The sequence below is a fragment of the Bacillus songklensis genome, assembly GCF_042649685.1.
In the GTDB taxonomy this organism is placed as follows: Bacteria; Bacillota; Bacilli; order Bacillales; family Bacillaceae_H; genus Bacillus_BA; species Bacillus_BA songklensis.
The window spans coordinates 120,048-144,618 of sequence record NZ_JBHRZT010000043.1 but is presented as its reverse complement, the minus strand read 5'-3'; the positions used below and the strand labels follow the sequence as shown (position 1 = coordinate 144,618).

The window sequence follows — 24,571 nt, the reverse complement described above, 5'->3', positions numbered from 1 at the left end:
AAAGAAGATAGACTAAAAGGGGTTGCTATAAACGTGTCAACGATTGATTTATCGAAATTTGAGAAAAAGATAATTATCCGTAACATTGAATATAAAGATATTGATGAAATTATTGAACTGCAAAAACTTTGTTTTCCCGGCATGATTCCATGGAAACGGGAGCAGTTAGAGAGCCATTTAAGTATTTTTCCGGAAGGTCAGATTTGTGTGGAATTTGAAGGGAAAATCATCGGTTCTTGCTCCAGTTTGATGGTCAACTTCGATGAGTATGATGCCCAGCATACATGGGATGACATTACTGATGAAGGCTACATTACGAACCATAATCCTGAAGGATATAATTTATATGGCATTGAGGTTATGGTTCATCCGGATTACCGTGGAATGAAGATTGGACGACGCTTGTATGAAGCCCGTGAAGAGTTAGCACGTGAACTGAATTTAAAAAGCATCATTATTGGGGGAAGGATTCCTAATTACCATAAATATGCCCGTGAATTAACACCAAGACAATACGTACAACAAGTTATAAAACATAAAATTTATGATCCGGTTTTAACATTTCAGCTTCGCAATGGATTTACATTGATGCGAATCAATCGAGGCTATCTCCCGGATGATGTTGCTTCCAATAAATATGCGACGTTAATGGAGTGGAATAATGTCGATTATGTACCAACCTCAAAACGCCATTTTAGAACAGCTTTTCCAGTACGGATTTGTGTTGTTCAATATATGATGAAACAAATTGGTTCATTTGAAGAGTTTGCTACACAAGTCGAATATTATACAGATGTGGCGTACGATGCGGGGGCAGACTTTTGTGTGTTCCCAGAAATTTTCACAACGCAGCTCATGTCCTTTTTGAATGAAAAAATACCAAGTAAAGCGGTACAGCATGTGGCACAATTTACCGAACAGTATATTGAGCTCTTTACAGGCCTTGCTGTGAAATATAATGTCAATATTATCGGCGGTTCCCACTTTGTGGATGAGGAAGACGGCATTTACAATATTGCATATTTGTTCCGCCGCGATGGGACCATTGAAAAGCAATATAAAGTGCATATTACACCGAATGAGCGTAAATGGTGGGGAATCAGCCGTGGCAGCAAAGTAGAAGTATTTGATACAGACTGCGGAAAAATTGCAATCCAGATTTGCTATGATATTGAGTTTCCTGAAATGGCACGTATTGCGACAGATAAAGGTGCTAATATTATTTTTATCCCATTCTGTACAGAAGATCGTCAAGGTTATTTGCGTGTTCGCTATTGTGCACAGGCAAGGGCGGTAGAGAATCAAATTTATACCGTTATTGCAGGTACAGTCGGAAACTTACCCCAAGTAGAAAATATGGATATCCAATATGCGAAATCAGCCATTTTTGCTCCATCTGACTTTGAATTCGCACGTGATGGTATTGTGGGAGAATGTAACGATAATATCGAAATGGTCGTCATCGGTGATGTCGATCTGGAAATTTTGCGCAGGCAGCGCCAGTCAGGCACCGTCCGTCAGCTAAAAGACCGCCGCGGTGATGTGTATGAAATTAAATATAAGAAATAAATCGGAGTTGTATCCCGACCACAGGAAACCTGGGGTCGGGATACAACTCATAAAAGGTACTTCTTTGTTTATGAGATATCTTATTTTATCATTTTAGGCGAGAAGATTCCCACTTCAAATTTTGTGCAGGGCAACGCCTAAAAAATAGATGATAATGATAATTAATATCGATGATAACAATTATTATTATCATCCGGAAAGCTGTACGAGTCAATGAGAATAATGTAACAAAAAAAGATTAGTTTCTCTGCCGAATTTAAGTCAAATAAACTATTATATGGACTGGATGTTGCATTCAAAAGAAGGAGATGGATAATTATATTTTTTTAAATTAAACTTATACATAAAAAAGTACAGAATGTAAACGGAGTGAAAGAGATGGCCTTTGATGAACAGCAAATTTTGCCTGCGGTTAGAGAAATGAAACAGCTGGATAAGTTTTTAGAAAGTGACTATAAATACGGGGTATTGCTCGATAGTCATCTAGGACAGTTAAAAGGGATAATGAACGCGGTAAAACGCGCTGATAAGGAGATGTTCTTACATGTTGACTTGATTCAAGGATTAAAACATGATGAGTACGCGGTTGAATTTCTATGTCAGGAATTAAAGCCTGCCGGAATTATTTCTACCCGTTCGAGTGTCATTGTCAAAGCGAAACAGAAAGGCGTGTATGCCGTCCAAAGGATCTTTTTATTGGACAGCACGGCTCTTGAAAAAAGCTACAGCCTCATCCAAAAGGTGCAGCCTGATTATATTGAACTCTTGCCCGGTATCATTCCATCCTTCATTCAGGAAGTGCATCAAAAAACAGGGATCCCTGTTTTGGCTGGGGGATTAATTCGCACAGAGCAAGATGTAGCGGGAGCTCTAAAAGCAGGGGCAACGGCTGTTACGACATCAAAGCGGGACCTATGGAAGACATATTAAATATACGAATATGATTCATATATAGGTATATAAGTCTAACTTAACTTTTTTACATGAATCATTCTGCTTTATCCTATTCGCGGCTCTTTTGTTCTTCCATCTTGAATAGGCTGAAAAGTTGGATTTATATAGTTGACAGCGTTTTCAACTTCTAGTAAACTAGCAAGTAAGTTAATGACATGTGACGGAGACCTGAAGATCCACAATTACTTCTTCCATAAGGGGGAAAGTATTGTGGATTTTCTTATTAAGGCGCTTACATGGCGAGTGGGAAAACGGAGGTCTTAAGTATGGAAAAATATATTTTATCGTTAGATCAAGGTACAACAAGCTCTCGAGCGATTCTTTTCAACCAAAAAGGCGAAGTAGTATACACAGCTCAAAAAGAATTCACACAACATTTTCCAAAGCCGGGATGGGTTGAACATAATCCAAATGAAATCTGGAGCTCCATTTTGGCCGTGATTGCATCTTGTTTATCGGAATCTGGGGTGCCGGCCAATCAAATTGCGGGGATCGGGATCACAAACCAGCGTGAAACAACAGTTGTTTGGGAAAAGGACACAGGACGTCCGATTTATAATGCGATTGTATGGCAATCCCGTCAAACAGCCGGTATTTGTGAAGAGTTAAAAGAAAAAGGATACAATGATTTATTCCGTCAAAAAACTGGCTTATTAATTGATGCGTATTTTTCCGGCACAAAAGTAAAGTGGATTTTAGACCATGTGGAGGGTGCGAGAGAGCGTGCGGAAAAAGGGGAGTTACTGTTTGGAACGATTGATACATGGCTTATTTGGAAGCTTTCAGGCGGCAAAGCTCACGTCACGGATTACTCTAATGCTTCAAGAACGTTAATGTTCAATATCCATGAATTGAAATGGGATGACGAATTGTTGGATATCCTTGATGTGCCAAAGAGGATGCTTCCTGAAGTAAAGCCGTCATCTGAGGTGTATGCCCATACAATCGATTATCATTTCTTCGGTCAAGCGGTTCCGATTGCAGGGGCAGCAGGGGATCAGCAGGCAGCTTTATTCGGCCAGGCCTGCTATGAAAAGGGAATGGCCAAAAACACTTATGGGACTGGTTGCTTTATGTTAATGAACACAGGTGAAACGGCTGTTTCCTCCGATCACGGCTTATTAACGACCATCGCCTGGGGGATTAATGGGAAAGTGGAATATGCATTAGAAGGAAGTATCTTCGTCGCAGGTTCTGCTATTCAGTGGCTGCGTGATGGTTTACGAATGATTAAAGATGCCAAAGAAAGTGAAAGATACGCGGCCGATGCGGATTCAACTGATGGCGTATACGTTGTTCCTGCCTTTGTAGGCCTAGGTACACCATATTGGGACAGTGATGTAAGAGGAGCCATATTTGGATTAACACGAGGGACAACGAAGGAACACTTCATCCGTGCAACACTGGAGTCGCTTGCTTATCAGACAAGAGATGTAGTTGGAGCAATGGAAGCCGATTCACATATTACCTTAAAAACATTGCGTGTTGATGGCGGAGCAGTCAAAAATAACTTTTTGATGCAATTCCAAAGTGATGTTTTAAATGTGCCGGTTGAGCGTCCAGTCGTGAACGAAACAACGGCTTTAGGAGCCGCTTATTTAGCAGGTTTGGCAGTAGGCTATTGGAAGGATCAGCAAGAAATTGCTGCACAATGGAACATTGACACATCATTTGAACCCAAAATGGAAGAAGAAAAGCGCGAAGACCTATACAATGGCTGGAAAAAAGCAATTAAGGCAGCGATTGCTTTCAAATGATTTTTTTCTCATGTAGTCAAATATATATGAATTCACATAAAGACCCTTTTAGCCTATTGAGGATGAGAAAACCGGAAGAAAGGTAAAGAAGTTCAAAGATAACAACTGAGGTTAAAAAATTAAGTGGGATGCTCAAAAGGTTTTCCTTCAAGTTATAAAATTTTTTAATCAAATGAAACGTCAGGAAAATCCTTGATCTTATTAGATTCTCCTGCCATTTCATTTGAGGGGGGGTTCCTAAAATTACATATTTTCTTAATTTTGGGACACCTCTGCGCTTTCATTTTTACCGTCTTTATGGTATAATACAAATAAGTTAATAATTTGGCTGGAGAAACGGAGAGACCACAGAACCCTTATGTCTATAGATGTAAGGTGATTTGTGGTCTCTTTTTCGTTTAAGTGGAAGAAAACGTTTGCGCAAGCTATATAAACGAAAGGAGTCATACAAGATTATGACATTTTCAAGTGAAAACCGCACAGCAATTTTAAAGCAGATGGAAAAGGAAAAATACGATGTTCTTGTTATTGGCGGAGGGATTACAGGCTGTGGAATTGCCTTGGATGCGACAACGCGCGGGATGAAAACAGCATTGGTCGAAATGCAAGATTTTGCAGCTGGAACATCAAGCCGCTCAACCAAGCTGGTTCACGGTGGATTGCGTTATTTAAAGCAATTTGAAGTGAAAATGGTAGCGGAAGTTGGAAAAGAACGTGCCATTGTATATGAGAATGGTCCACATGTGACAACACCGGAATGGATGCTTTTGCCGATTCACAAAGGGGGAACATTCGGGAAATTTTCTACATCTATCGGTCTATTAGTCTATGATTATTTAGCGGGTGTAAAACGCAGCGAGCGCAGAACCATGCTAAGTACAGATGAAACGATGGAAAGAGAGCCTCTCTTAAAGTCAGAAGGATTAAAAGGCAGCGGCTATTATGTAGAGTATAAAACTGATGATGCCCGCTTAACAATCGAAGTGGTGAAAGAAGCCGTCCAGCAAGGAGCAACTGCTGTTAACTATGCAAAGGTAGAAGAATTCATTTATGAAAACGGAAAAGTTGTGGGAGCAGTCATTGTTGATGAAGTTTCCAAGAGGCCTTATAAAGTGTATGCAAAAAAAATCGTGAATGCCGCGGGTCCCTGGGTGGATTCATTGCGCGACAAAGATCATTCGAAAACAGGTAAATCCCTTCAATTAACAAAAGGAATTCATCTTGTCATTGATCAAAGCCGCTTTCCATTAAAGCAAGCAATCTACTTTGATACACCAGACAAACGCATGGTGTTTGCAATTCCAAGAGACGGTAAAACGTATGTCGGTACAACGGATACCGTGTATAAGGAGGATATAGCACATCCACGCATGACAACAGCAGATCGACAATATGTTATTGATGCGATCAATTATATGTTTCCATCCTTGAAAATCATGGTGAAGGATGTGGAATCAAGTTGGACCGGTTTACGTCCTCTTATTCATGAAGATGGAAAGGACCCTTCTGAAATTTCACGTAAAGATGAAATTTGGACTTCAAAATCGGGTCTGATTACGATTGCAGGCGGGAAGTTAACTGGTTATCGCAAAATGGCAGAAATCGTTGTAGATTTGGTCACAAAGCAATTACAACAAGAAGGCGGAAAATTGTTTCAGGCTTGTAAAACAAAAACAATGCCAATTTCAGGAGGCCATGTGGGCGGCTCGAAAAAACTATCTGCCTTTATTGAAGAAAAAGCCAAACTTGGTACCCACCTTGGCTTAACGAAAGAAGAGGCATTAAAGCTTGCAAAGCGATATGGCTCAAATATAGACCGTGTATATGAGTATGCGAAGGAAGCAAAAGGAAGCATGCTGCCGTTATATGTATTTTTACAAATTGCTTATGCAATTAAAGAAGAAATGGTAACAAAGCCGGTCGATTTCTTCATTCGGCGGACTGGAGCCTTGTTCTTTGATATTAATTGGGTCAAGGAATGGAAAGATGAAGTTGTGAACTATATGGCAAACGTCTTAAAATGGTCTGCTGAGCAAAAATCGAATTATCAAAAAGAATTGAAAAAACACTTACATGACGTTGTCGTAACAGTAGAAGAAGAAGCAGCGGAAAAAGTAAGTTAACCAACTCAAGTCCTTATGTTAAGATTAGAGAGGAGACCAATTGTGTAACATGTAAATTCCCGTGGATGGGCACAATTTGTCAAAAGAAGAAGATAAAATGAAGCAGGAAGATGCCATTGCTTATAGAATTGTTTGAAGGGGCTGTTTTATAGGATTTTTAGATAATAAGCAGTTTTGATAAATCGGGACGTCGTTGAAACCTTGTATGTTACCGGTTTCATATGACCGTTGATTTCAGGAGGGTGAGTCAAGTGGAGAAATCCTCATTGTCTCACCCTCCTCCTTCAAACTTTAACTTTGTCGGAGGGATTTTGCATGAATTGGATGGAAAAGTATAAGACTTGGGAACAAGATACAAATCTTGATCAAGAAATGCGTGAATTATTAACGAAATTCAAGGATGATGAAAAGCTGTTAGAAGACTGTTTTTATAAAGATTTAGAGTTTGGCACAGGCGGCATGCGCGGAGAAATCGGTGCTGGAACGAATCGAATGAACATTTATACTGTTCGCAAAGCAGCGGAAGGGTTTGCGAACTATATTGAATCCTTCGGGGAAGAGGCGAAAAAACGGGGGGTAGTCATTGCTTATGATTCAAGGCATAAGTCCCCTGAATTTGCGATGGAGTCAGCTAAAACATTGGCTACTCACGGGATTCAAACATATGTATTTGAGGAGCTTCGTCCTACTCCTGAACTATCCTTTGCTGTACGTCATTTAAATGCCTTTGGCGGTATTGTCATTACAGCAAGCCACAATCCGCCTGAATACAATGGGTTTAAAGTGTACGGTCCAGACGGCGGACAGCTTCCGCCTGAGCCTGCTGGCCAGCTTGTAAAAGAAGTAAACAAAATTGAGAGTGAACTTAAGATTCATGTGGAAGATGAACAGAATTTAAAAGAGAAAGACCTTATCAAAATCATTGGGGAAGAGGTTGACCAGGCTTACAATGAAAAACTTCTCACCATTTCGTTGAATCCTTCTCTGGCACAAGAAGTTGGTCAAGATTTAAAGATCGTGTTCACACCATTGCATGGAACATCCAATAAACCCGTACTTAGGGCTTTACAATCTCTAGGTTATTCCAATGTCGTTGTCGTGAAAGAACAAGAACTTCCAGATGCTGACTTTTCCACTGTGAAATCACCAAATCCTGAAGAAGCATCGGCGTTTGAATATGCAATTAAGGAAGGTAAAAAGATTGATGCTGATATTTTAATTGCAACAGATCCGGATGCGGACCGTTTGGGGGTAGCCGTAAAAGATGAAGCAGGGGAATACGTTTTGCTTACAGGAAATCAAACGGGAGCGATCTTGTTGCATTACTTACTATCACAGCGAAAAGAAAAAGGAATCCTTCCAGCCAATGGTGTTGTATTAAAGACGATCGTAACGTCTGAAATTGGAAGAGATATCGCTGCTTCGTTCGGGCTGGATACAATCGATACATTAACAGGGTTCAAATTTATCGGTGAAAAAATCAAAGAATACGAGCAAACGGGTGAATACATATTCCAATTCGGTTATGAAGAAAGCTATGGGTATTTAATTGGCGATTTCGCTCGTGATAAAGATGCCGTACAAGCTGTTTTATTTGCGGTCGAGGCATGTGCTCATTATAAAAAGCAAGGCATGACGTTATATCAGGCACTTGAACAAATTTTTGACACGTACGGTTATTATCGTGAAGGGTTGAAATCTTTAACGTTAAAAGGAAAAAAAGGAGCACAGCAAATTCAACATATTTTAGCTTCTTTCCGTCAAGAACCGCCAACAACAATGGGTGGGCAAAGAATTGTTGCTCAGGAAGATTACAAAACGAGCGAGCGTTTAAACTTGGAGACAAAGGAAATGAAACAGATTCATTTACCGAAATCGGATGTACTAAAATACTTTTTAGAAGACGGGTCATGGTTCTGTTTGCGTCCGTCTGGTACAGAGCCAAAAGTGAAATTTTACTTCGGGGTCAAAGCCAAGAACAGACAAGAAAGTATCAATAAACTTGATGCGATTGAAAAGGATTTAATGAAGCGTGTGAATGAATTAGCTGAAAACACTCAAACAGCAGGATAAGGCGTTAGCCTTCCTGCTGTTTGTTTCATTCTTATCTAAACAAACGTTTGATTAAACAGACGAAAAGTCAGGATCCACAAGATGTTGGACTTTTTTAAACAAGCGTTTGATTAAGAAGATTTAGAGTTCAATTTCTTCTTTTGTTAAAATACGAAAAGCAACGAAGATAATACACATACCTATAGGGAGTGTTTAACATGTGCTTTATCAAAAAGGATTCCAGCATGTAGAAGCATTTCAGGTTGATGTGGCAAATGAATCTGAAATGAACGAAAAGGATATGAAAAGGAGTTTGAAGAGACATACGCTTCTACGACTTTTGATGGAGAGGAAATTAGGCCGCAATCCGACAGTATGAAGAACATACGCCTGCTATAATAAAGGTAAATGAAAAGGCAAATTTTTGATGACCGGAGATGGGGGATGCAAGTGCTGAAAGGTGAACAAAGAATAGTTGAGCTGCGGACATTAAAGGCCATTGCCGAAACATTAAATTCATCGAATGACTTATATTCGATGCTTCATGATGTATTAAGAGAACTGCTTCAAATTACAGGAATGGAGACAGGCTGGGTGTTCTTGATTGACGAACATGGGCATTATCAGCTGGCAGCTGATTATCGATTGCCGGAAGCATTGTGTATAAGCGAAAAGAAACCAATGTGCGAAGGAGACTGCTGGTGTTTAGATCGTTATAATGATGGACGTTTACAGAGCGCTGCAAACATCATCGAATGTAAGCGCTTGGAAGATGCGATCGAAGAAAATAGGGGAGATACAAGGGGAATTACCCACCATGCTACTGTCCCTCTTCGAGCGGGAGACGAAAAATTTGGATTGTTGAATGTGGCTTCACCGAATAAAATGCATTTTGCGGACGGGGAATTGGCGCTGTTAGAAGCAGTCGCTTATCAAATCGGCACAGCGATTAAGAGGATTGAACTGACCCGAAAAGAAAAAGATCATGCACTGATTACGGAACGTAACCGTCTAGCGAGAGATTTGCATGATTCAGTCAATCAGCTCCTATTTTCTCTTGCATTAACTGCAAGAGGAACGAAAGAAATGGTGGAAGATGAAACGGTGAAAGAAATGCTTGATTATATTCAGGAGCTGTCACAGGAAGCATTGAGCGAAATGCGCTCTCTTATTTGGCAGCTGCGTCCACAAGGGTTGGAAAATGGGATTAGCTGCGCTTTGATTAACTATGGAAAAGTATTGGGCCTTTCGGTAGATGTAGAAGTAGAAGGGGTCATTAACCTTCCGTGCCACATTGAAGAGGCCGTATGGCGTATCGGGCAAGAAGGGCTGAATAATTGCAGTAAGCATGCGGGTACATCGAAGGCCAAAGTAGTGCTAAAGGTGAAAAACCGCTGTATTTCCTTACAAATGAGCGATCAGGGGAATGGATTTGATTACGATCCTGCTAACTCTTTGCTTTCGTTGGGATTATCCACGATGAAAGAAAGGGCAGAAATGCTGAATGGAACGTTTTTATTAACAAGCCAAAAAGGAAAAGGAACGACGATTGACGTTGTCATTCCTTTGTAAGGAGGGAGAGAATATGGGGATTAGAGTACTCATCGCTGATGATCATCATGTTGTACGGAGGGGACTGCTCTTCTTTTTAAAAACACAAAAAGATATTGAAGTGATAGGGGAAGCAAAGGATGGCGCAGAGGCCGTTGAATTGGCTCAGAAATTACATCCGGATGTTGTATTGATGGATTTGGTGATGCCGAACATGGATGGAATTGAGGCAACAAAGAAATTAAAGGAATTGATGCCTTCCACCAAGGTGTTAATTTTAACGAGTTTTTCAGACCAGGATCATGTCATCCAAGGGATTCGGGCAGGGGCTGTCGGCTATCAACTAAAAGATGCGGAACCGGATGAGCTCGTTAATGCCATTTTTGCTGTTCACCGTGGAGAGAGTCAGCTGCATCCCAAAGTGACGTCCCATGTGTTAACGCATTTGTCATCTGGAAATCAGCAAGAACAAAACCCGCTTGAAGAACTAACAAAGCGGGAAAGGGAAGTGCTCACGGAAATTGCGAAAGGAAAAAGCAATAAAGAGATTGCCAGTACATTATATATTACGGAAAAAACGGTCAAAACGCATGTCTCTAACATTCTGGCCAAACTAAATCTAGCTGATCGCACACAAGCCGCTTTGTTTGCGGTCAAAAACGGATTTGTTGAGCAATGAAGGAATGAAGGGAAGCGATTCATTTTCACGGATGATCCAACAGTACAAGGAACATGCTGCTGGATCATCCTCTTTTTTTCTACAACTTTGGTCTGAAGTGTCATCCCTTTTTCCCCATCTTTTTTCGTAGGGAAAGTTCAAGCTCCAGTAAGATTTATGATAAGGAAAATCTTTCTATAATAAGAGTAAGACAATCGATTGAAGGAGAGATAAATCATGAAATTAGTGGTGATAAATGGGAGTCCGAGAAAACAAGGACGCACAGGGATGGTAAGTCGTTTTATATCGAATGCGTATGGAGTTGAATTCATTGATTTGAGTGCACTCATATTGCCTTTGTTTAACGGGGGGGAGACCCAGGCTAAACTAATGAGTGTTCGAGTATTACGAGAAGCAGTCGAAGAAGCAGACGGTATTATTTTAGCTTCGCCAGAATACCATAGCGGCATGAGCGGTGCTTTAAAGAACGCATTGGATTTTTTAAGCTGCCAACATTTTCAGCACAAGCCTGTTGCTTTAATCGCAGTGGCAGGAGGAGGGAAAGGCGGGATCAATGCCTTGAATAATATGCGTGTAGTAGCACGGGGCCTTTATGCAAATGTGATTCCGAAGCAAGTGGTGCTCGACCCCATCTGCTTTACTGAGAACGGTGAATTGACAGCCGAAGCGGGGAAACTAGTAGACGATGTCTTGATGGAATTGAAGCTTTATGTACATGCCCACCAAAGTATTAAGCAGCTGAATTCATGAGGGGACGTCACTATGAGTCCTCTTTTTCGCGATTCTCGTTTTCAAAAAATAGACTATTGTCATTCCCTGAAGGCTTTTGAGTCAGCCTCATCGGAATATTTTTGAGAGAGAAAAGGTATAAACCAATAAACGTTGAAGCATAAATAAAAAGACAGGAATTCATGAAAGATTCCTGCCTTTTTGAACGAATAAGAAAGTATAAATTGTGCATTGAAATTGTCCAGCTGCACAAGCGAGCTTGCTTCACTTTTCTAATTAAGCCGCATGTTTTTTTCGTTGGGCAAAATAGGCAGAGTGCTGAAGAGAACGGTAAATACGCAGAGCCAAAAAGCCTCCGGCAATCGTAAAGGCAATGTCTTTTACTGCAAACCACATCATTACTTTCCATGCCGTTCCATAGCTCATTGGAGCAGAAAGCCAATAATTCACGGCTAAGTACATATAATTTGTACCGATGAAATAAATGAGAAAAATGCCAACAAAAGAAGCAGACATAAAGGTTGGCAGTTGAGGATTTTTCTTTGCTTCTACCATTTTGCCAACAACATAAGCTGCAACAATATAAGATAAAATAAATCCGCCTGTGCTTTTAAAGATAATGGCTGCGCCACCTGAAAAGCCCGCAAACACTGGTGCACCGGCCATTCCAATCAGCATGTAGACAAACATGGAAACAGCACCGAGGCGACTTCCCAATAGAAGGCCGGCTAAAATGGCGAAAAACGGCTGCATAGACAGCGGAACGTTGGCCACTTGTAGAAAAGGTGCCCATGATGTAATATTTGCACCAATTGCCATTAAAGCTGCAAACATGGCTACTAATGTAATATCTAATGTATGAAATTTTCTATTTGTATCCATGAAATGATCCCCCTCATTTTTATGTACCATTATAAGAAATGGTAAGGGGAAATGTCTTTAATGTCAACTTAATTTTTTATATAGTTAACAATGTTATCTGTATGGTAAAAAATATAAAGAAGAGCTAAAGCTCTTCTTTATATCTCGTCAGTATACAGTTCATATTCCGATGTTATTGAAGCATGGTCAATATATCTTAGTAAAGAATAAAGCTTTTCTTGAATTACTCGGTAGTTTCGCTCAAAGTTATAGGCATGTAAGAAATGTTCAATTTTTTTCGAAAGAAAGTCATCTTTCGTGCGAACCATTAAAATCAATAGGTTATCCCATTGTGAACGGTGTGTGTAGTATAGTGCTTTATCATAATCAATGGTGTTCATTGTAAGCCCTCCTTTAGAGGAGTTGCTTTTATTGTGTGTTGTTCGCGGTTTTTTTTGCCCTGTAAATGTTGGGGAACTGTCCAGTTGACAAATTGTATAAGACCGAAAAGTGCGAACAAACTAAGAGGGTACTCCGCAAGCATGTTCTTCATGTTTTTGAATCATCCTCCCAAAGATAAACGGTCATGAAAAATTTAGCAAAATCAAGGTTTGCCTAACGTTTCTTTTCAATTTAGGAACATGATGGTCTTCTTTTTAAAGTTTATAGACCGTCCCTTGTTCCCATTATAAATTTTTTCAGTTTTTATTTTAAAAAATAATCACGATTTAGCTTGTAATGATTATTATACTTATTTCTTTATACTAATTATTTATTTAAAATAATTATAAAAATAATATTTAGATTGAATTTTAATTTATGTATGTGATATTTATTCAGTAAAAAACTATCCATGATTTTTCATATAAAAAGCCATGGGAGGTTTGTATCTTATTTAAAAATTTTCTTCATCATACTCAATCCGTGCTTAAAAGATGGATAGCGGAATGGAGGATCCAGTTTTGTTGTTTGCTTTAGCACGCTTTTTTGATGGGAAAATACTTCAAAGCTGCTTTTTCCGTGATAGCTTCCTATACCGCTGTTGCCAACGCCCCCAAAAGGGAGGTTTGGATTGGCAAGATGCATGAGTGTGTCATTCATGCATCCGCCGCCGAAACGGATGGACTGAAGAATTCTTTCTTGTTTTTCCGTTGATTCGGAAAAGTAATAAAGAGCCAGCGGATTGGGAGAGTGTTGTACATGGCCAATTGCTTCATCAAGAGTGGAAAACTCCATCATTGGTAAAATGGGGCCGAAAATTTCATCTTGCATGACCGGAGAATCCCATGTCACACCATCTAAAAGGGTGGGCGCAATCATAAGTTTTTCGGCGTTGGTATTTCCTCCAATAACAGCTGTACCATTTTCTAAAAAACCTGCAAGCCGCTTAAAATGACGTTCACTGACAATACGGGTGTACTGATCGCTCTCCAGAGGATTCTCCCCATAAAATTCATTAATATATGTTTGAAATAGACGGATGAATTGTTCTTTTACCTTTTTGTGAATGAGCAAATAATCAGGGGCGACACATGTTTGCCCGGCGTTAGTGAACTTCCCCCATGCAATTCGCTTAGCGGTTATTTCTAAATTTGCATCTTCATCGACAATGGTTGGGCTTTTCCCCCCAAGTTCGAGTGTCACAGGAGTTAAATGTTTTGCGGCTGCTTGCATGACAATTCGTCCCACAGCAACGCTTCCGGTGAAAAAGATATAATCAAATTTTTCCTCTAATAAGGCCTGACTTGCTTCTACTCCGCCTTCTACCACTGCAATATATTCTTCTTCAAAGGTTGACTGAACTAGTTCGGAAAGCAGGGCAGATACATTCGGGGTTAATTCAGACGGCTTGAGAACTGCACAATTGCCTGCCGCCATCGCTCCGACAAGAGGGGCGAGCTGCAATTGAAATGGATAGTTCCAAGGAGCAATAATAAGTGTTAAGCCATACGGCTCTGGATAGATATAGCTGCTTGCGCCGATATGGGTCATAGGCGTTTTAACTTTTTCAGGCTTGGCCCATGAACGTAAATGCTTCATCATCATGTTGATTTCTTCATATAAGAAACCAATCTCCGTCGCATAAGATTCAAATTCTGATTTGTTTAAATCCTGTTTTAATGCCTTAATGATTTGTTTTTCACGGTCTTTGACAGATTGTTTCAGCTTGGCTAATTGCTCAAGCCGAAACTCTACTTGTTTTGTTTTTCCCCCAGCAAAAAAGGAACGTTGTCTCTGAATAATTGAATGGACATTAAGCATTGTTATCACCTCTGGTTATAAACAAGTTTGTTCTACCGTTGAAATTAACGATTTTAATTGGGATACCGCATCTTCCAGCGAAAGTGAATAGTAACGCTGTGTTCCTTGTTGCACAATGGAAACTAGCCCGATATCTCTCAATATTTTTAAATGGTGGGAAATAGCTGGACGGGATAACCGGGAGCGGTTGGCAATATCTGTTACGTTCAAAGAATTATGTTCTGCCAGAAGGAGAATGATATCCTGTCTTGCTGGATCACTCAATGCTTGAAAGAGAGGGATGCTATCCCGGAAACGTTGGACTGCCTGGTCATGATCATTATTAGTAGACATATATTTCACCTTTCATCATATGTTTAAATGTTTAAACGTATTGTAATAGATAGAAGGAAGGAAAGCAAGTTTGATGATTTTTACCTCATCATTTCATCTGCAAGTACATAAATTGAGAATAAGAAGGAAAGGGGGATGTATCACAATGAGAGAGGAAGACCGTAAAGCTCTGGAGAGGTCGATTGAAGAAATTACGGAGATCGCTTCCGGATTCGGATTGGACTTCTATCCGATGCGGTATGAAATTTGTCCTGCCGATATCATTTACACGTTCGGTGCTTACGGGATGCCGACACGCTTTTCACATTGGAGTTTTGGAAAACAATTTTATAAAATGAAACTTCATTATGATCTAGGTCTCAGTAAAATTTATGAACTTGTCATTAACTCTGATCCTTGTTATGCATTTTTACTCGACTCCAATTCTTTGATTCAAAATAAATTGATTGTGGCCCACGTTTTGGCCCATTGTGATTTTTTCAAGAACAATTGCCGGTTCAGCAATACGAAAAGGGATATGGTCGAAAGCATGGCTGCCACGGCAGACAGAATTAAGAAATATGAAATGATTCATGGGAAGAGGGAAGTGGAAAGATTTTTAGATGCCGTTTTATCCATTCAAGAGCACATCGATCCATCCCTCATGAGGCCAAAACTCTCTTGGAGTGTCCATGATGAAGAAGAGGATGAGGCAGAAACTTCGTTAAGTCCGTATGATGATTTGTGGAATTTGGACTATAAAGATCGTAAGAAACCGAGACCTTCAAAGAAGCAAAAGAAATTCCCGCCGCAGCCGGAGAAAGACATTCTTTTATTCATCGAGGAATATGCCCGTCACTTGGAAGACTGGCAGCGTGATATTTTAACCATGATGCGCGAAGAAATGCTTTATTTCTGGCCGCAGCTTGAGACAAAAATCATGAACGAAGGCTGGGCCAGTTATTGGCATCAACGCATCATCCGTGAAATGGACTTGACGAGCGATGAAGCCATCGAATTTGCAAAGCTCAATGCGGGAGTTGTCCAACCGTCGCGTACGGGCATCAATCCGTATTATCTTGGAATCAAAATCTTTGAAAATATCGAAGAACGTTACGATAATCCAACGGAAGAAATGAAACGTCAAGGTATCCAGCCGGGATCAGGACGTGAAAAAATGTTTGAGGTACGTGAAATTGAATCCGATATTTCGTTCATCCGCAACTATTTAACGAAAGACCTTGTCATGCGGGAAGATATGTACTTATTCCAGAAGCAAGGCAAAGACTACAAGATTGTTGACAAAGAGTGGGAAAATGTGCGTGATCAATTAGTCGGCATGCGCGTCAATGGGGGCTTCCCGTACATCACGGTCAATGACGGAGACTATTTGAAGAATGGAGAGCTATACTTAAAGCACTGGTACGAAGACATAGAATTGGATGTGAAGTACCTGGAGAAAGTTATGCCATACGTGTATCAACTGTGGGGGAGAGCAGTCCATTTGGAGACCATGCTGGAGAACAAGACCGTTGTATTTACATATGACGGGAAAACCATGCATCGGAAGTTTTTATAAAAAGAAATATCTTTCAAGGATAACTTTAATTAAAATTCAAATAAAAAAGAGGCTGGAATCAAAGGTGATTTTGCCTCTTTTTTTCCTTTCTATAAGAACGATTATGTAAACTGATTTTGAATAGATTATTCATTTATATACAAAACAACATACGTTATATGTTAGATAGAGAATTAACTCTAAATTTCATCGGAATAAACACAATCCTGGCTGGAAATCCAAGTTAAATGATAGCCCAATTATGATAGGGACAATTAACGAGGATACGGTACTAAAAATAACATATTTTGGAGAAAACAAAAGGAGGAAGGAGCTTTGAGAGAACTATCATACAGACACGTACCTTTTTATCCATATCTATCATGGGACCCACCAATGCCATGGCAATTATCATCGCGAGGACGCCCCGTTACGATTGCCTATCCTGGGTCATCTTTAGCAACTGAACGACAGACGGAAGACGAGATTGACTTGTTCTGCGTTGATGATCAGGGTCGCGTAAATGTCATGTGTCCAGTCGAATGACAGTAGATTTAGCTACGGATACATTAGTAAAGTTATGGAATTTAAAAAAGATGATTCCTGTGCAATACAGAAATCATCTTCTTAAGGCTGCCTAACCTTTTTAATTGCCGATAATGTCAACTAGATTTGTATATTATATACATTTCAAATTGCTTCTGTAGCATAAATATCTTATATTAAGACTCTTTCTATTCTGCTCATGTCAGTCCCCCTTTCTGATTCTTTTTAACTACTTATCATTAAAGATTTGCCACGTAATACTCATTTTTTTGTTAAAAAATAGGTAAAATACAACGAAAATGTAAAATTGGGTGATTATCTGATTCTTGGGTGTTCGCTAAAGGAAATGGTCATTTTGTAGAAGCGGAAAAATAGCAACGAATGTATTAATTTGCATAAAAGCTTATATTTGATGCATGCCGATCCAAAATGCTAGGACTCCTTCTTTAACTAATGGGGAGGTTAGTGGAAAAAGGAAATTCCTAGTTGATATAGAATAATTAACTATTAAGACAACTATTAAAGGGTGAAATTCATATTAATTGAAGCTAGGGAAACAAAAGGAAACGTCAATTACAATTGGAAAAAGATTAAAAGGATAAAGGAGTTCGAGGATTTCATTCTGTCCGTTTTCTCAGTGGTTCGTCCATTTCTGAAAATTTCTTGCGAATTCCTCTTTCTTCTACAAATTCTTTAGACGAGTTAAAAACAGGACTAGAAATTCTTGAAAAGCATATTAAACTTGTGTGAAGTTTATTGTGGTAACAAAACTTATATTTAGTGACATACATGGGGGTTTACAAGATGGATAATAGAAATTATAGATGGAGCAACAAACAAATCAGAAACCATGTAGAGGTACTTGATGAAGAAAAAAAACCTCATATTATCCTAAAAAACGCAACCTATTTAAATACCTATTTGCATCAATGGTTAGTTGCGAATATTTGGATATATGAAGATCGTATCGTTTATGTTGGAGAGAATCTTCCTGAAAACTTAAATGGATATGAGGTCATTGATTGTCAGGGGCAATATTTAGTACCTGGATATATTGAGCCGCATACTCACCCTTATCAGTTATACAATCCTCTTACATTAGCAAAACATGCTGGACAATTCGGCACAACGACTTTAATTAGTGATAATTTAACCTTTTTCTTTGAGCTCCCTACCAAAGTAGCCTTTGAATTATTAAATGAATTTAAAAACATTCCATCAAGCATGTACTGGTGGTGTCGTTTTGATGGACAAACCGAGTTGCCGAATAATCATGATATTTTTAATACTGAAGATGTGATTTCTTGGCTCCAACATGAATCAGTGCTGCAAGGTGGAGAGCTAACAGCGTGGCCGAAATTATTAAATGGAGATAACCAAATGCTATCCTGGGTACAAGAGACAAAGAGGTTAAATAAAAAAGTAGAAGGGCATTTTCCAGGAGCTTCCGAACGTACTTTAGCAAAATTAATGTTATTGGGCACAGATTGCGATCATGAAGCAATGACAGGTCAAGAAGCACTAACACGTTTAATGCAGGGCTATACAGTATCTCTTAGACATTCATCTATTCGATCTGATTTAGAAATTCTTTTAAAAGAATTAATAGAGTTAGGTGTCCAAAAATTTGATAGATTTTTCTTTACCACGGACGGTTCTCATCCTTTCTTTTATGAAAATGGAATGACAGATGAACTGATAAAAATAGCAATTAATCATGGTATACCATTAATTGATGCTTATTGTATGGCAAGTTATAATATTGCACGCTATTATAATATGGAACATTTACATGGATCAATTGCTACAGGGAGAATAGCTAATATAAATATTTTAGAGAGCAAAAATAACCCTACACCTATCAGTGTATTAGCAAAAGGTAAATGGATTAAGCAAGATGGAAAAGATAAAAATGATTCATCATCCATCGATTGGGACAAGTTTCAAATATCCCCTCTTAATTTAAAATGGACTTTACAAGAAGGTGATTTGAGCTTCTCAACCTCAAATGGCATTAACTTATTAAATAATGTAATTACCAAACCGTATGAAAGTAGTATCGATTTAAGTAGTGATGAATTATCACCTGAACATGATGAATGTTTCCTTATGATGGTTGCTCGAGATGGATCTTGGAGAATAAATACATTAGTGAAAGGGTTTGTTCAACATTTAGGTGGAATTGCAAGTTCTTATTCTGGTACAGGAGATATCTTAATCATAGGTAAAAGAAAAACAGATATGCTAATTGCTTTTGAACGAATGCAAGCAATCGGTGGTGGTATTGTCTTGGCAGAAGAAAATCATATCCTACACGAAATTCCTTTACCTTTAAATGGTATCATGTCTGATTTAGATATGGGATTTTTAATTAAAAATGAGAAAAAAATGATCGAGTTACTAAAAGAAAGAGGCTTTAAATATAATGACCCTGCCTTCACCTTATTATTCTTCTCAGCAACTCATTTACCATTTATTAGATTGACTCCAAGTGGTTTATATGATGTAAAAAATAGAGAGGTTTTGGTTTTTCCAACAAAGAGAGAAAATTAACAAATTCAATAGCACTTAAATCTTTCAGCATACTAATAACCATTTAATAATGATGGGGATTTTAAGAAGGAGTGTCATTAGTGAAGAAGAAAATTGATGAGTATCAAACTTATCATTTTCCGAAAGAATACTCCCGCTTCAAGGAATGTGCAGGGCGTAGCCCAATGAGTAAGTGGGAGATGAATTTCGGTAGGCGTTAGCCTAAGTTTTTGGTATCATATTCTTGAACGAATTCTAGTGTGGTGCTAGTTGCGTAAATAGAACTTGTCTGGTGGCTGTCGTTCGCCTATACCATTCGAAAGTCGCAAAAAGAAGAAACCAGTAAACTTGTGGCACGAAAACCAAGTGTCAAAAAACCAAAAACAAGACTGAAAGACCATACGAATTTCGTATCAATCGTAGGGACTACGAGGGTAGCCTGCTAAGAAACTGGTGGATACACTGGTGTTCGCAGGAATCTCTCACTTCAAGCGTTAGCTAAGTGGGAGTAGTTCAAGAAAAACACTACGAACAAATTTATAAACAAGTAAAAAACGATCCGTATGCTCAGTCATTAGGAATTCAGTTAACAAAATTCGAGGCTGGTTTTGCAGAAGCAATGCTAGTAGTGCAAAGCCATATGGTAAATGCATATGGAACTGTTCACGGGGCGGTAATTTATGCTTTAGCAGATCATGCTTTTTCGGTAGCCTGTAATGCATATGGAAAAACATCCGTAGGGCTATCTACAACAATCCAGTTTATCGAGTCAGCTAAGTCTGGAGACAAGATAGCAGCCCGTGCAACCGAAGTAAAAAGAAACTATCGTACTGGATTTTATCGAATTGACATATTTCATGAGCAAAATCTAATAGCAACCATGGAGGCAGTGTCTTACCGTAAGGATCATTATTTTATTGAACTTGATGAACAAGATTAAGTAGTGCAATAGTTATTAATCAGAGCTGTCCTTAAGACAGCTTTTTCTTATTCAGCTAACAGGTGCGATGCTTCAATAATGGAAAATCGCTTTTTTCTTATTAAACTAAAGGAGCAGATTAGTTCAAGAAGACATACAAAACAATAAAAAAATAGTCCATCCATTACGCTGTGAACGGTTCGGGTAGACTATTTTTTAGGTGAACTATTTGTTTATGTGACCTTCTTTTGAACAGAATAAGAGTTTTTTTACGGAAATTGTCATTGTTTATTCAGCTAAATATCAGTTGCGTGAAAACGTTTAACGCTGATAATGTAAAGGAAGGCTCTCAGGCAGACATACATAGGGGGCTTCATTTAAAATTGGAAGTTGGCAGTAAAGTTCTTTACGATTCTGAAATTTATACGATTATTTATATTTATAATAACGGTTATTGTGAAATCAGAAATGAAAATCATCAATTTGAAGTTTTATGTGTAAAACTCTCAGAATTAGCACACCTAGAATAAGCAACTAAAGAGAATAAATAGTCTGTCTGAGAGCATTTTTAACTTGTAATAAATAAGATGAAACGGAAGATGTACTTATAACGCAACAAAAGTAAGAATATGTTATTTTAGGATCTCCACTTGGTAACCAAACAAGAGGAGTTTTTTTATTTCTACTTCAATTACCGTGGAAGAATGATAAACCTTCCATAATCTGTAGTGTTGGGGAAGTACAGCATGGTTGGCTAACGGGTTAGTTGAAGATGAAAATGGATTTATAGCCAAGTTTTTAACTTATTTTTTTGTTTTTCATAAGGTGAACGATTAGGTGAAGTATAAAATTAATGTAAAAGAGCATAAATATTATAGTTTTATCACAATTTCATCACAAGTTTATCTTATCCTTAAAACGTAAAGCCTTTAATGTATCAGCTTTGCAATGTGTTGTAGACTAGTTGATGGGAGATGAACCTTTATTCATTACTTTAGAGAGGAGGCGTAAATTGGGGATCCTTAGAAAACTTGGATTAGGGGCATTTATTTTTTATTTAGTAATCGCACTGTTTCCTGTCATGACATATGCCCATGCTTATATTGTAAAATCTACACCAGGGGAAAATCAGACATTATCCGAACCACCATCTGTCGTTCGTATTCAATTTAATGAATTTATCCAACCTGGCTTTTATTCACTTGCGGTGATGGATGCTTCCGGAAATCGTGTTGATTTGAACAATGCCCGTATCAATAAAGAGAATCATGCGATCCTTGAAGCGGGAATAAAAGATAACCTGCCAAATGGTACGTATTCTATGCAATGGAAAATCATTTCCTCAGATGGACACCCCGTACAAGGGATGATTCCTTTTAGTATTGGTCAGGCAGGAAAAGAGTCTAATGATTTACAAGCGAAAACATCCAGCTATTTTCCTAAAGCGGATATCATCATTAATCGTTGGCTGCTCTATACGGGCTTTGCATTATATATTGGAGTCATCCTTTTTAATCTTTTTATTTATCCTTTAAAGTCCCAAGAGTCTTCCAAGGTTCAGACTAGAAGTGAAAGAATCATGGGGTTATCATTGTTGGGGATTGCCATCAGTCTTTTGCTGAATCTACCTTTACAAACAACGATTAATGCAGATGTCACCTGGTCACAGGCATTTAAGCCTTCTTTATTAAAAGAAACATTAAATCATACGGCTTTCGGACCTATTTGGATGGTACAAATCATGATCTTTTCCATCCTTGGCTTCACAACGTATTTGGCTATGAAACGGGGAAATTTGTCTTCCATTAAAGCATGGGGAGCATCGCTCGTCTTCATAATGGGATTGCTTGTTACGAAGTCGTTAACAAGTCATGCTGCAGGTTCTCATCACGAAATCATACCTGTTGTCATGGACTTCCTTCATTTATTAGCGGCTTCTGTGTGGATAGGGGGGTTATTTGCATTGATCATCCTTTTGCCAGGAAGTCACCCTAAAACAGAAAATGGGGAACAAAGCAGTGTGTTTTATTGGAGAGTCATTCAACGTTTCTCGCCCTGGGCAATAGGTGCTGTCATCCTTCTTTTAGCTACGGGAATTTACGGAAGTGTCTTGTATGTCCCAACGCTTTACTCCCTTATCCATACGTCATACGGACGAGTTTTGTTAGGCAAGATTCTGTTATTTGTCCTCATGCTTCTGTTAGGTGCTTTTCATTTTAAGCAAGGGAAAAAACGAAAAAAGCAAACATTGGGATGGACGTTGGGACTTGAATTCACGATTGGTGTGATGGTGATCGTGCTGGCGACCATACTCACAAACCTGCCGCCGGCAACAGCGTCGCCGGGGCCGTTTAATCAAACGAAACGTGTAGTGGAGAACGGGTATCATGTTTCTTTACATATTAGCCCTAATGTGGAAGGGGCAAACGTTTTTATGGTTGAGTTAAAAGATAAGAGAGGGCAGATGCCGACGAATATTGAACAAGTGACCCTCACCTTTTCGTCTATCGACATACAGACGGGGGAAAATACCATTATCATTCCAAACGTAGCACCAGGAGCATTCCAGACAGAAGGAATGCACTTGAATATGGCAGGGCGTTGGAATGTTCGCGTGCATGTATTAACCAAGTCTTTGGACAGTTTCGATACAGATTTTCGTGTAGCAGTAGGAAGTCGATAATAGATAAAGGAGATTATATAAAATGAAAAATATCTTAAAGAAATCATCAACAGCTATTATTTCAACCATGACAGCCATGGCTCTTTTTGCAGGCACAGCCAGTGCACATGTCACGGTCAATCCGAGTACATCAGCACCTGGAGCCTGGGAAACCTATACAGTGAAAGTACCGGTTGAAAAAGAGGTTCCAACGACAAAAGTGACAGTCAAAATTCCTAAAGGATTGGAATATAAGCAATACGAGCCAGTACCAGGATGGACAACTACCACTGAAAAAGATGGATCTGGCAATGTCACATCCATTACATGGACAGCAATTGGTGAGGGGATTTTACCTGGGCAGTTCCAACGGTTTACATTCGTGGCCAAAAATCCAGATAAGGAACAAGAAGCTGCGTGGGATGCTTATCAATACTATAAAGACAACAGCATTGTAGAATGGACAGGAGATGAAGAGTCTGAATCTCCTCATTCGATTACGAACATTACTACGGCACCTGCATCAGGGGAACAGCAAGATACCGGTCATCATGCCGACCATGATGATGCTGTAAAAGATACAGCTGCAGCAACGGAATCAGGGGATGACGGTACACAAACCACAACAATGGTTCTATCAATTATTGCTCTATTACTTTCAATTGGAGCGTTGATCCTTGGGTTACGTCGTAAGAAATAATCATTTATAAAACAAGTATCATTTTAAAAGCTCAGATATGACAACCTGAGCTTTTTACTTCTCATAGTCTCAAAGAATGGGGTTGTTACGAAAGAAAAAAACATACTAATATTTGGTACAAATGGGATTATTAAAACAGTTGTTTTTGTTTGCTTGGATTGTGGTTGACTACATAAAAAAACTAAAAGCCAAAAGACTTCTAGTTCAACAGATTAAACATGTTGGGAGATAGAAGTTTAACAAAATAAATACGAATCTGGTCACGAAGGCGATGCACCATTAGTCGGCTTTTCACCTAGAAAAGCCAAAATTAGTTTGTATTTTGCGGTGGGTGACAAAAAACGAGAGGAATTGTTAAAGGACTTTGGAAAACATACGACTGGAAAAGCGTGTGTATACATCAATAAAGTAGCAGATATTGATGTTGATGTTTTAAAAGCGTTAATTAACCAATCTGTAAGGTTTTTGAAAGAAACGTATCCGAATAATTAAAGGGCTTAAAGAAAGTGGATGATTTAAAAATTCGATTCATTCGAATCTAACTAATGGTCACACACACCAGTTTCAGTAGCGAAGCTGAATGATGGCACATTGCCTACCGGTTTGACTTCCTACAAGCTTTTTTCTTCGCCGTAACGTTCATCACGAGTAGGAATATTGGCTGCTCTTAAGTAATTATCGAAAGAACCAAACAGAACGAAATTTTCTTGTTGAACGGGTGGTGCTAGTTCAACAAGAAAGTCAATGCGGGAGTTGTCCAACCGTCGCGTACGGACATCAATCCGTATGATCTTGGAATCAAAAT

The 24,571-nt window shown here is 38.9% G+C and carries 19 protein-coding genes and 1 pseudogene; 15 read left to right on the top strand and 5 right to left on the bottom strand.

Annotated features, from left to right (window positions below; genetic code table 11):
• The first annotated feature begins 33 nt into the window (after window positions 1–33).
• The 9 genes from ACFOU2_RS10335 (at window position 34) to ACFOU2_RS10295 (ending at window position 11,435) form a co-directional block, all read left to right on the top strand.
• The gene (locus ACFOU2_RS10335) at window positions 34–1,569 is read left to right on the top strand and encodes a GNAT family N-acetyltransferase (RefSeq protein WP_377914810.1); all 1,536 of its coding nucleotides are present in this window, start codon (window positions 34–36) and stop codon (window positions 1,567–1,569) included.
• Window positions 1,570–1,947: 378 nt separating this feature from the next.
• Window positions 1,948–2,499, top strand: a complete 552-nt coding sequence (locus ACFOU2_RS10330; RefSeq protein WP_377914808.1) for a glycerol-3-phosphate responsive antiterminator — start codon at window positions 1,948–1,950, stop codon at window positions 2,497–2,499.
• 290 nt (window positions 2,500–2,789) lie between these two features.
• Window positions 2,790–4,280, top strand: a complete 1,491-nt coding sequence (glpK, locus tag ACFOU2_RS10325) for a glycerol kinase GlpK (RefSeq protein ID WP_377914806.1) — start codon at window positions 2,790–2,792, stop codon at window positions 4,278–4,280.
• 455 nt (window positions 4,281–4,735) lie between these two features.
• A complete protein-coding gene (locus ACFOU2_RS10320) occupies window positions 4,736–6,403 on the top strand; it encodes a glycerol-3-phosphate dehydrogenase/oxidase (RefSeq protein ID WP_377914804.1) in 1,668 nt (555 codons plus the stop codon).
• A 315-nt stretch (window positions 6,404–6,718) separates the two neighbouring features.
• Complete coding sequence (locus ACFOU2_RS10315; protein ID WP_377914802.1) at window positions 6,719–8,476, top strand: phospho-sugar mutase; 1,758 nt, start codon at window positions 6,719–6,721, stop codon at window positions 8,474–8,476.
• A gap of 199 nt (window positions 8,477–8,675) precedes the next feature.
• The gene (locus tag ACFOU2_RS10310; protein ID WP_377914800.1) at window positions 8,676–8,834 is read left to right on the top strand and encodes a hypothetical protein; all 159 of its coding nucleotides are present in this window, start codon (window positions 8,676–8,678) and stop codon (window positions 8,832–8,834) included.
• 65 nt (window positions 8,835–8,899) lie between these two features.
• Window positions 8,900–10,027 carry a GAF domain-containing sensor histidine kinase gene (locus ACFOU2_RS10305; protein WP_377914798.1) on the top strand — a complete coding sequence of 376 codons (1,128 nt, stop codon included), beginning with the start codon at window positions 8,900–8,902 and terminating at the stop codon, window positions 10,025–10,027.
• A 13-nt stretch (window positions 10,028–10,040) separates the two neighbouring features.
• Window positions 10,041–10,685 (top strand): response regulator, encoded by a 645-nt coding sequence (locus ACFOU2_RS10300; protein WP_377914796.1) that lies wholly within the window; start codon window positions 10,041–10,043, stop codon window positions 10,683–10,685.
• 216 nt (window positions 10,686–10,901) lie between these two features.
• Entirely contained in the window at window positions 10,902–11,435 is a 534-nt protein-coding gene (locus ACFOU2_RS10295) for an NADPH-dependent FMN reductase (protein WP_377914794.1), read from the top strand.
• 255 nt (window positions 11,436–11,690) lie between these two features.
• On the opposite strand, the gene ACFOU2_RS10290 is transcribed toward ACFOU2_RS10295, so the two are convergent.
• The 4 genes from ACFOU2_RS10290 to ACFOU2_RS10275 form a co-directional block, all read right to left on the bottom strand.
• Entirely contained in the window at window positions 11,691–12,296 is a 606-nt protein-coding gene (locus ACFOU2_RS10290; protein ID WP_377914792.1) for a biotin transporter BioY, read from the bottom strand.
• Window positions 12,297–12,433: 137 nt separating this feature from the next.
• Window positions 12,434–12,676: a YhdB family protein gene (locus ACFOU2_RS10285; protein ID WP_377914790.1), complete on the bottom strand. Its 243-nt coding sequence runs from the start codon at window positions 12,674–12,676 to the stop codon at window positions 12,434–12,436.
• 490 nt (window positions 12,677–13,166) lie between these two features.
• Complete coding sequence (locus ACFOU2_RS10280) at window positions 13,167–14,537, bottom strand: aldehyde dehydrogenase (protein ID WP_377914788.1); 1,371 nt, start codon at window positions 14,535–14,537, stop codon at window positions 13,167–13,169.
• A gap of 15 nt (window positions 14,538–14,552) precedes the next feature.
• On the bottom strand, window positions 14,553–14,870 hold the full coding sequence (locus tag ACFOU2_RS10275) for an ArsR/SmtB family transcription factor (RefSeq protein WP_377914786.1): 318 nt from the start codon (window positions 14,868–14,870) through the stop codon (window positions 14,553–14,555).
• Between the two features lie 145 nt (window positions 14,871–15,015).
• Between ACFOU2_RS10275 and ACFOU2_RS10270 the strand changes: the two genes are divergently transcribed.
• The 6 genes and pseudogenes from ACFOU2_RS10270 to ACFOU2_RS10245 all read left to right on the top strand — a co-directional run.
• Window positions 15,016–16,428 (top strand): SpoVR family protein, encoded by a 1,413-nt coding sequence (locus tag ACFOU2_RS10270; protein ID WP_377914784.1) that lies wholly within the window; start codon window positions 15,016–15,018, stop codon window positions 16,426–16,428.
• Window positions 16,429–17,757: 1,329 nt separating this feature from the next.
• Complete coding sequence (locus ACFOU2_RS10265) at window positions 17,758–19,506, top strand: adenine deaminase C-terminal domain-containing protein (protein ID WP_377914782.1); 1,749 nt, start codon at window positions 17,758–17,760, stop codon at window positions 19,504–19,506.
• Window positions 19,507–19,987: 481 nt separating this feature from the next.
• A complete protein-coding gene (locus ACFOU2_RS10260; RefSeq protein ID WP_377914780.1) occupies window positions 19,988–20,425 on the top strand; it encodes a PaaI family thioesterase in 438 nt (145 codons plus the stop codon).
• 991 nt (window positions 20,426–21,416) lie between these two features.
• The gene (locus tag ACFOU2_RS10255; protein WP_377914778.1) at window positions 21,417–23,087 is read left to right on the top strand and encodes a copper resistance CopC/CopD family protein; all 1,671 of its coding nucleotides are present in this window, start codon (window positions 21,417–21,419) and stop codon (window positions 23,085–23,087) included.
• A gap of 22 nt (window positions 23,088–23,109) precedes the next feature.
• Entirely contained in the window at window positions 23,110–23,766 is a 657-nt protein-coding gene (locus ACFOU2_RS10250) for a YcnI family copper-binding membrane protein (protein ID WP_377914776.1), read from the top strand.
• 246 nt (window positions 23,767–24,012) lie between these two features.
• Window positions 24,013–24,258: pseudogene (locus ACFOU2_RS10245) on the top strand (DUF1801 domain-containing protein); the annotation flags it as partial.
• 119 nt (window positions 24,259–24,377) lie between these two features.
• On the opposite strand, the gene ACFOU2_RS10240 reads toward ACFOU2_RS10245, so the two are convergent.
• Window positions 24,378–24,571: hypothetical protein (locus ACFOU2_RS10240; RefSeq protein ID WP_377914774.1), on the bottom strand; the 194-nt coding region annotated here is incomplete at its 5' end.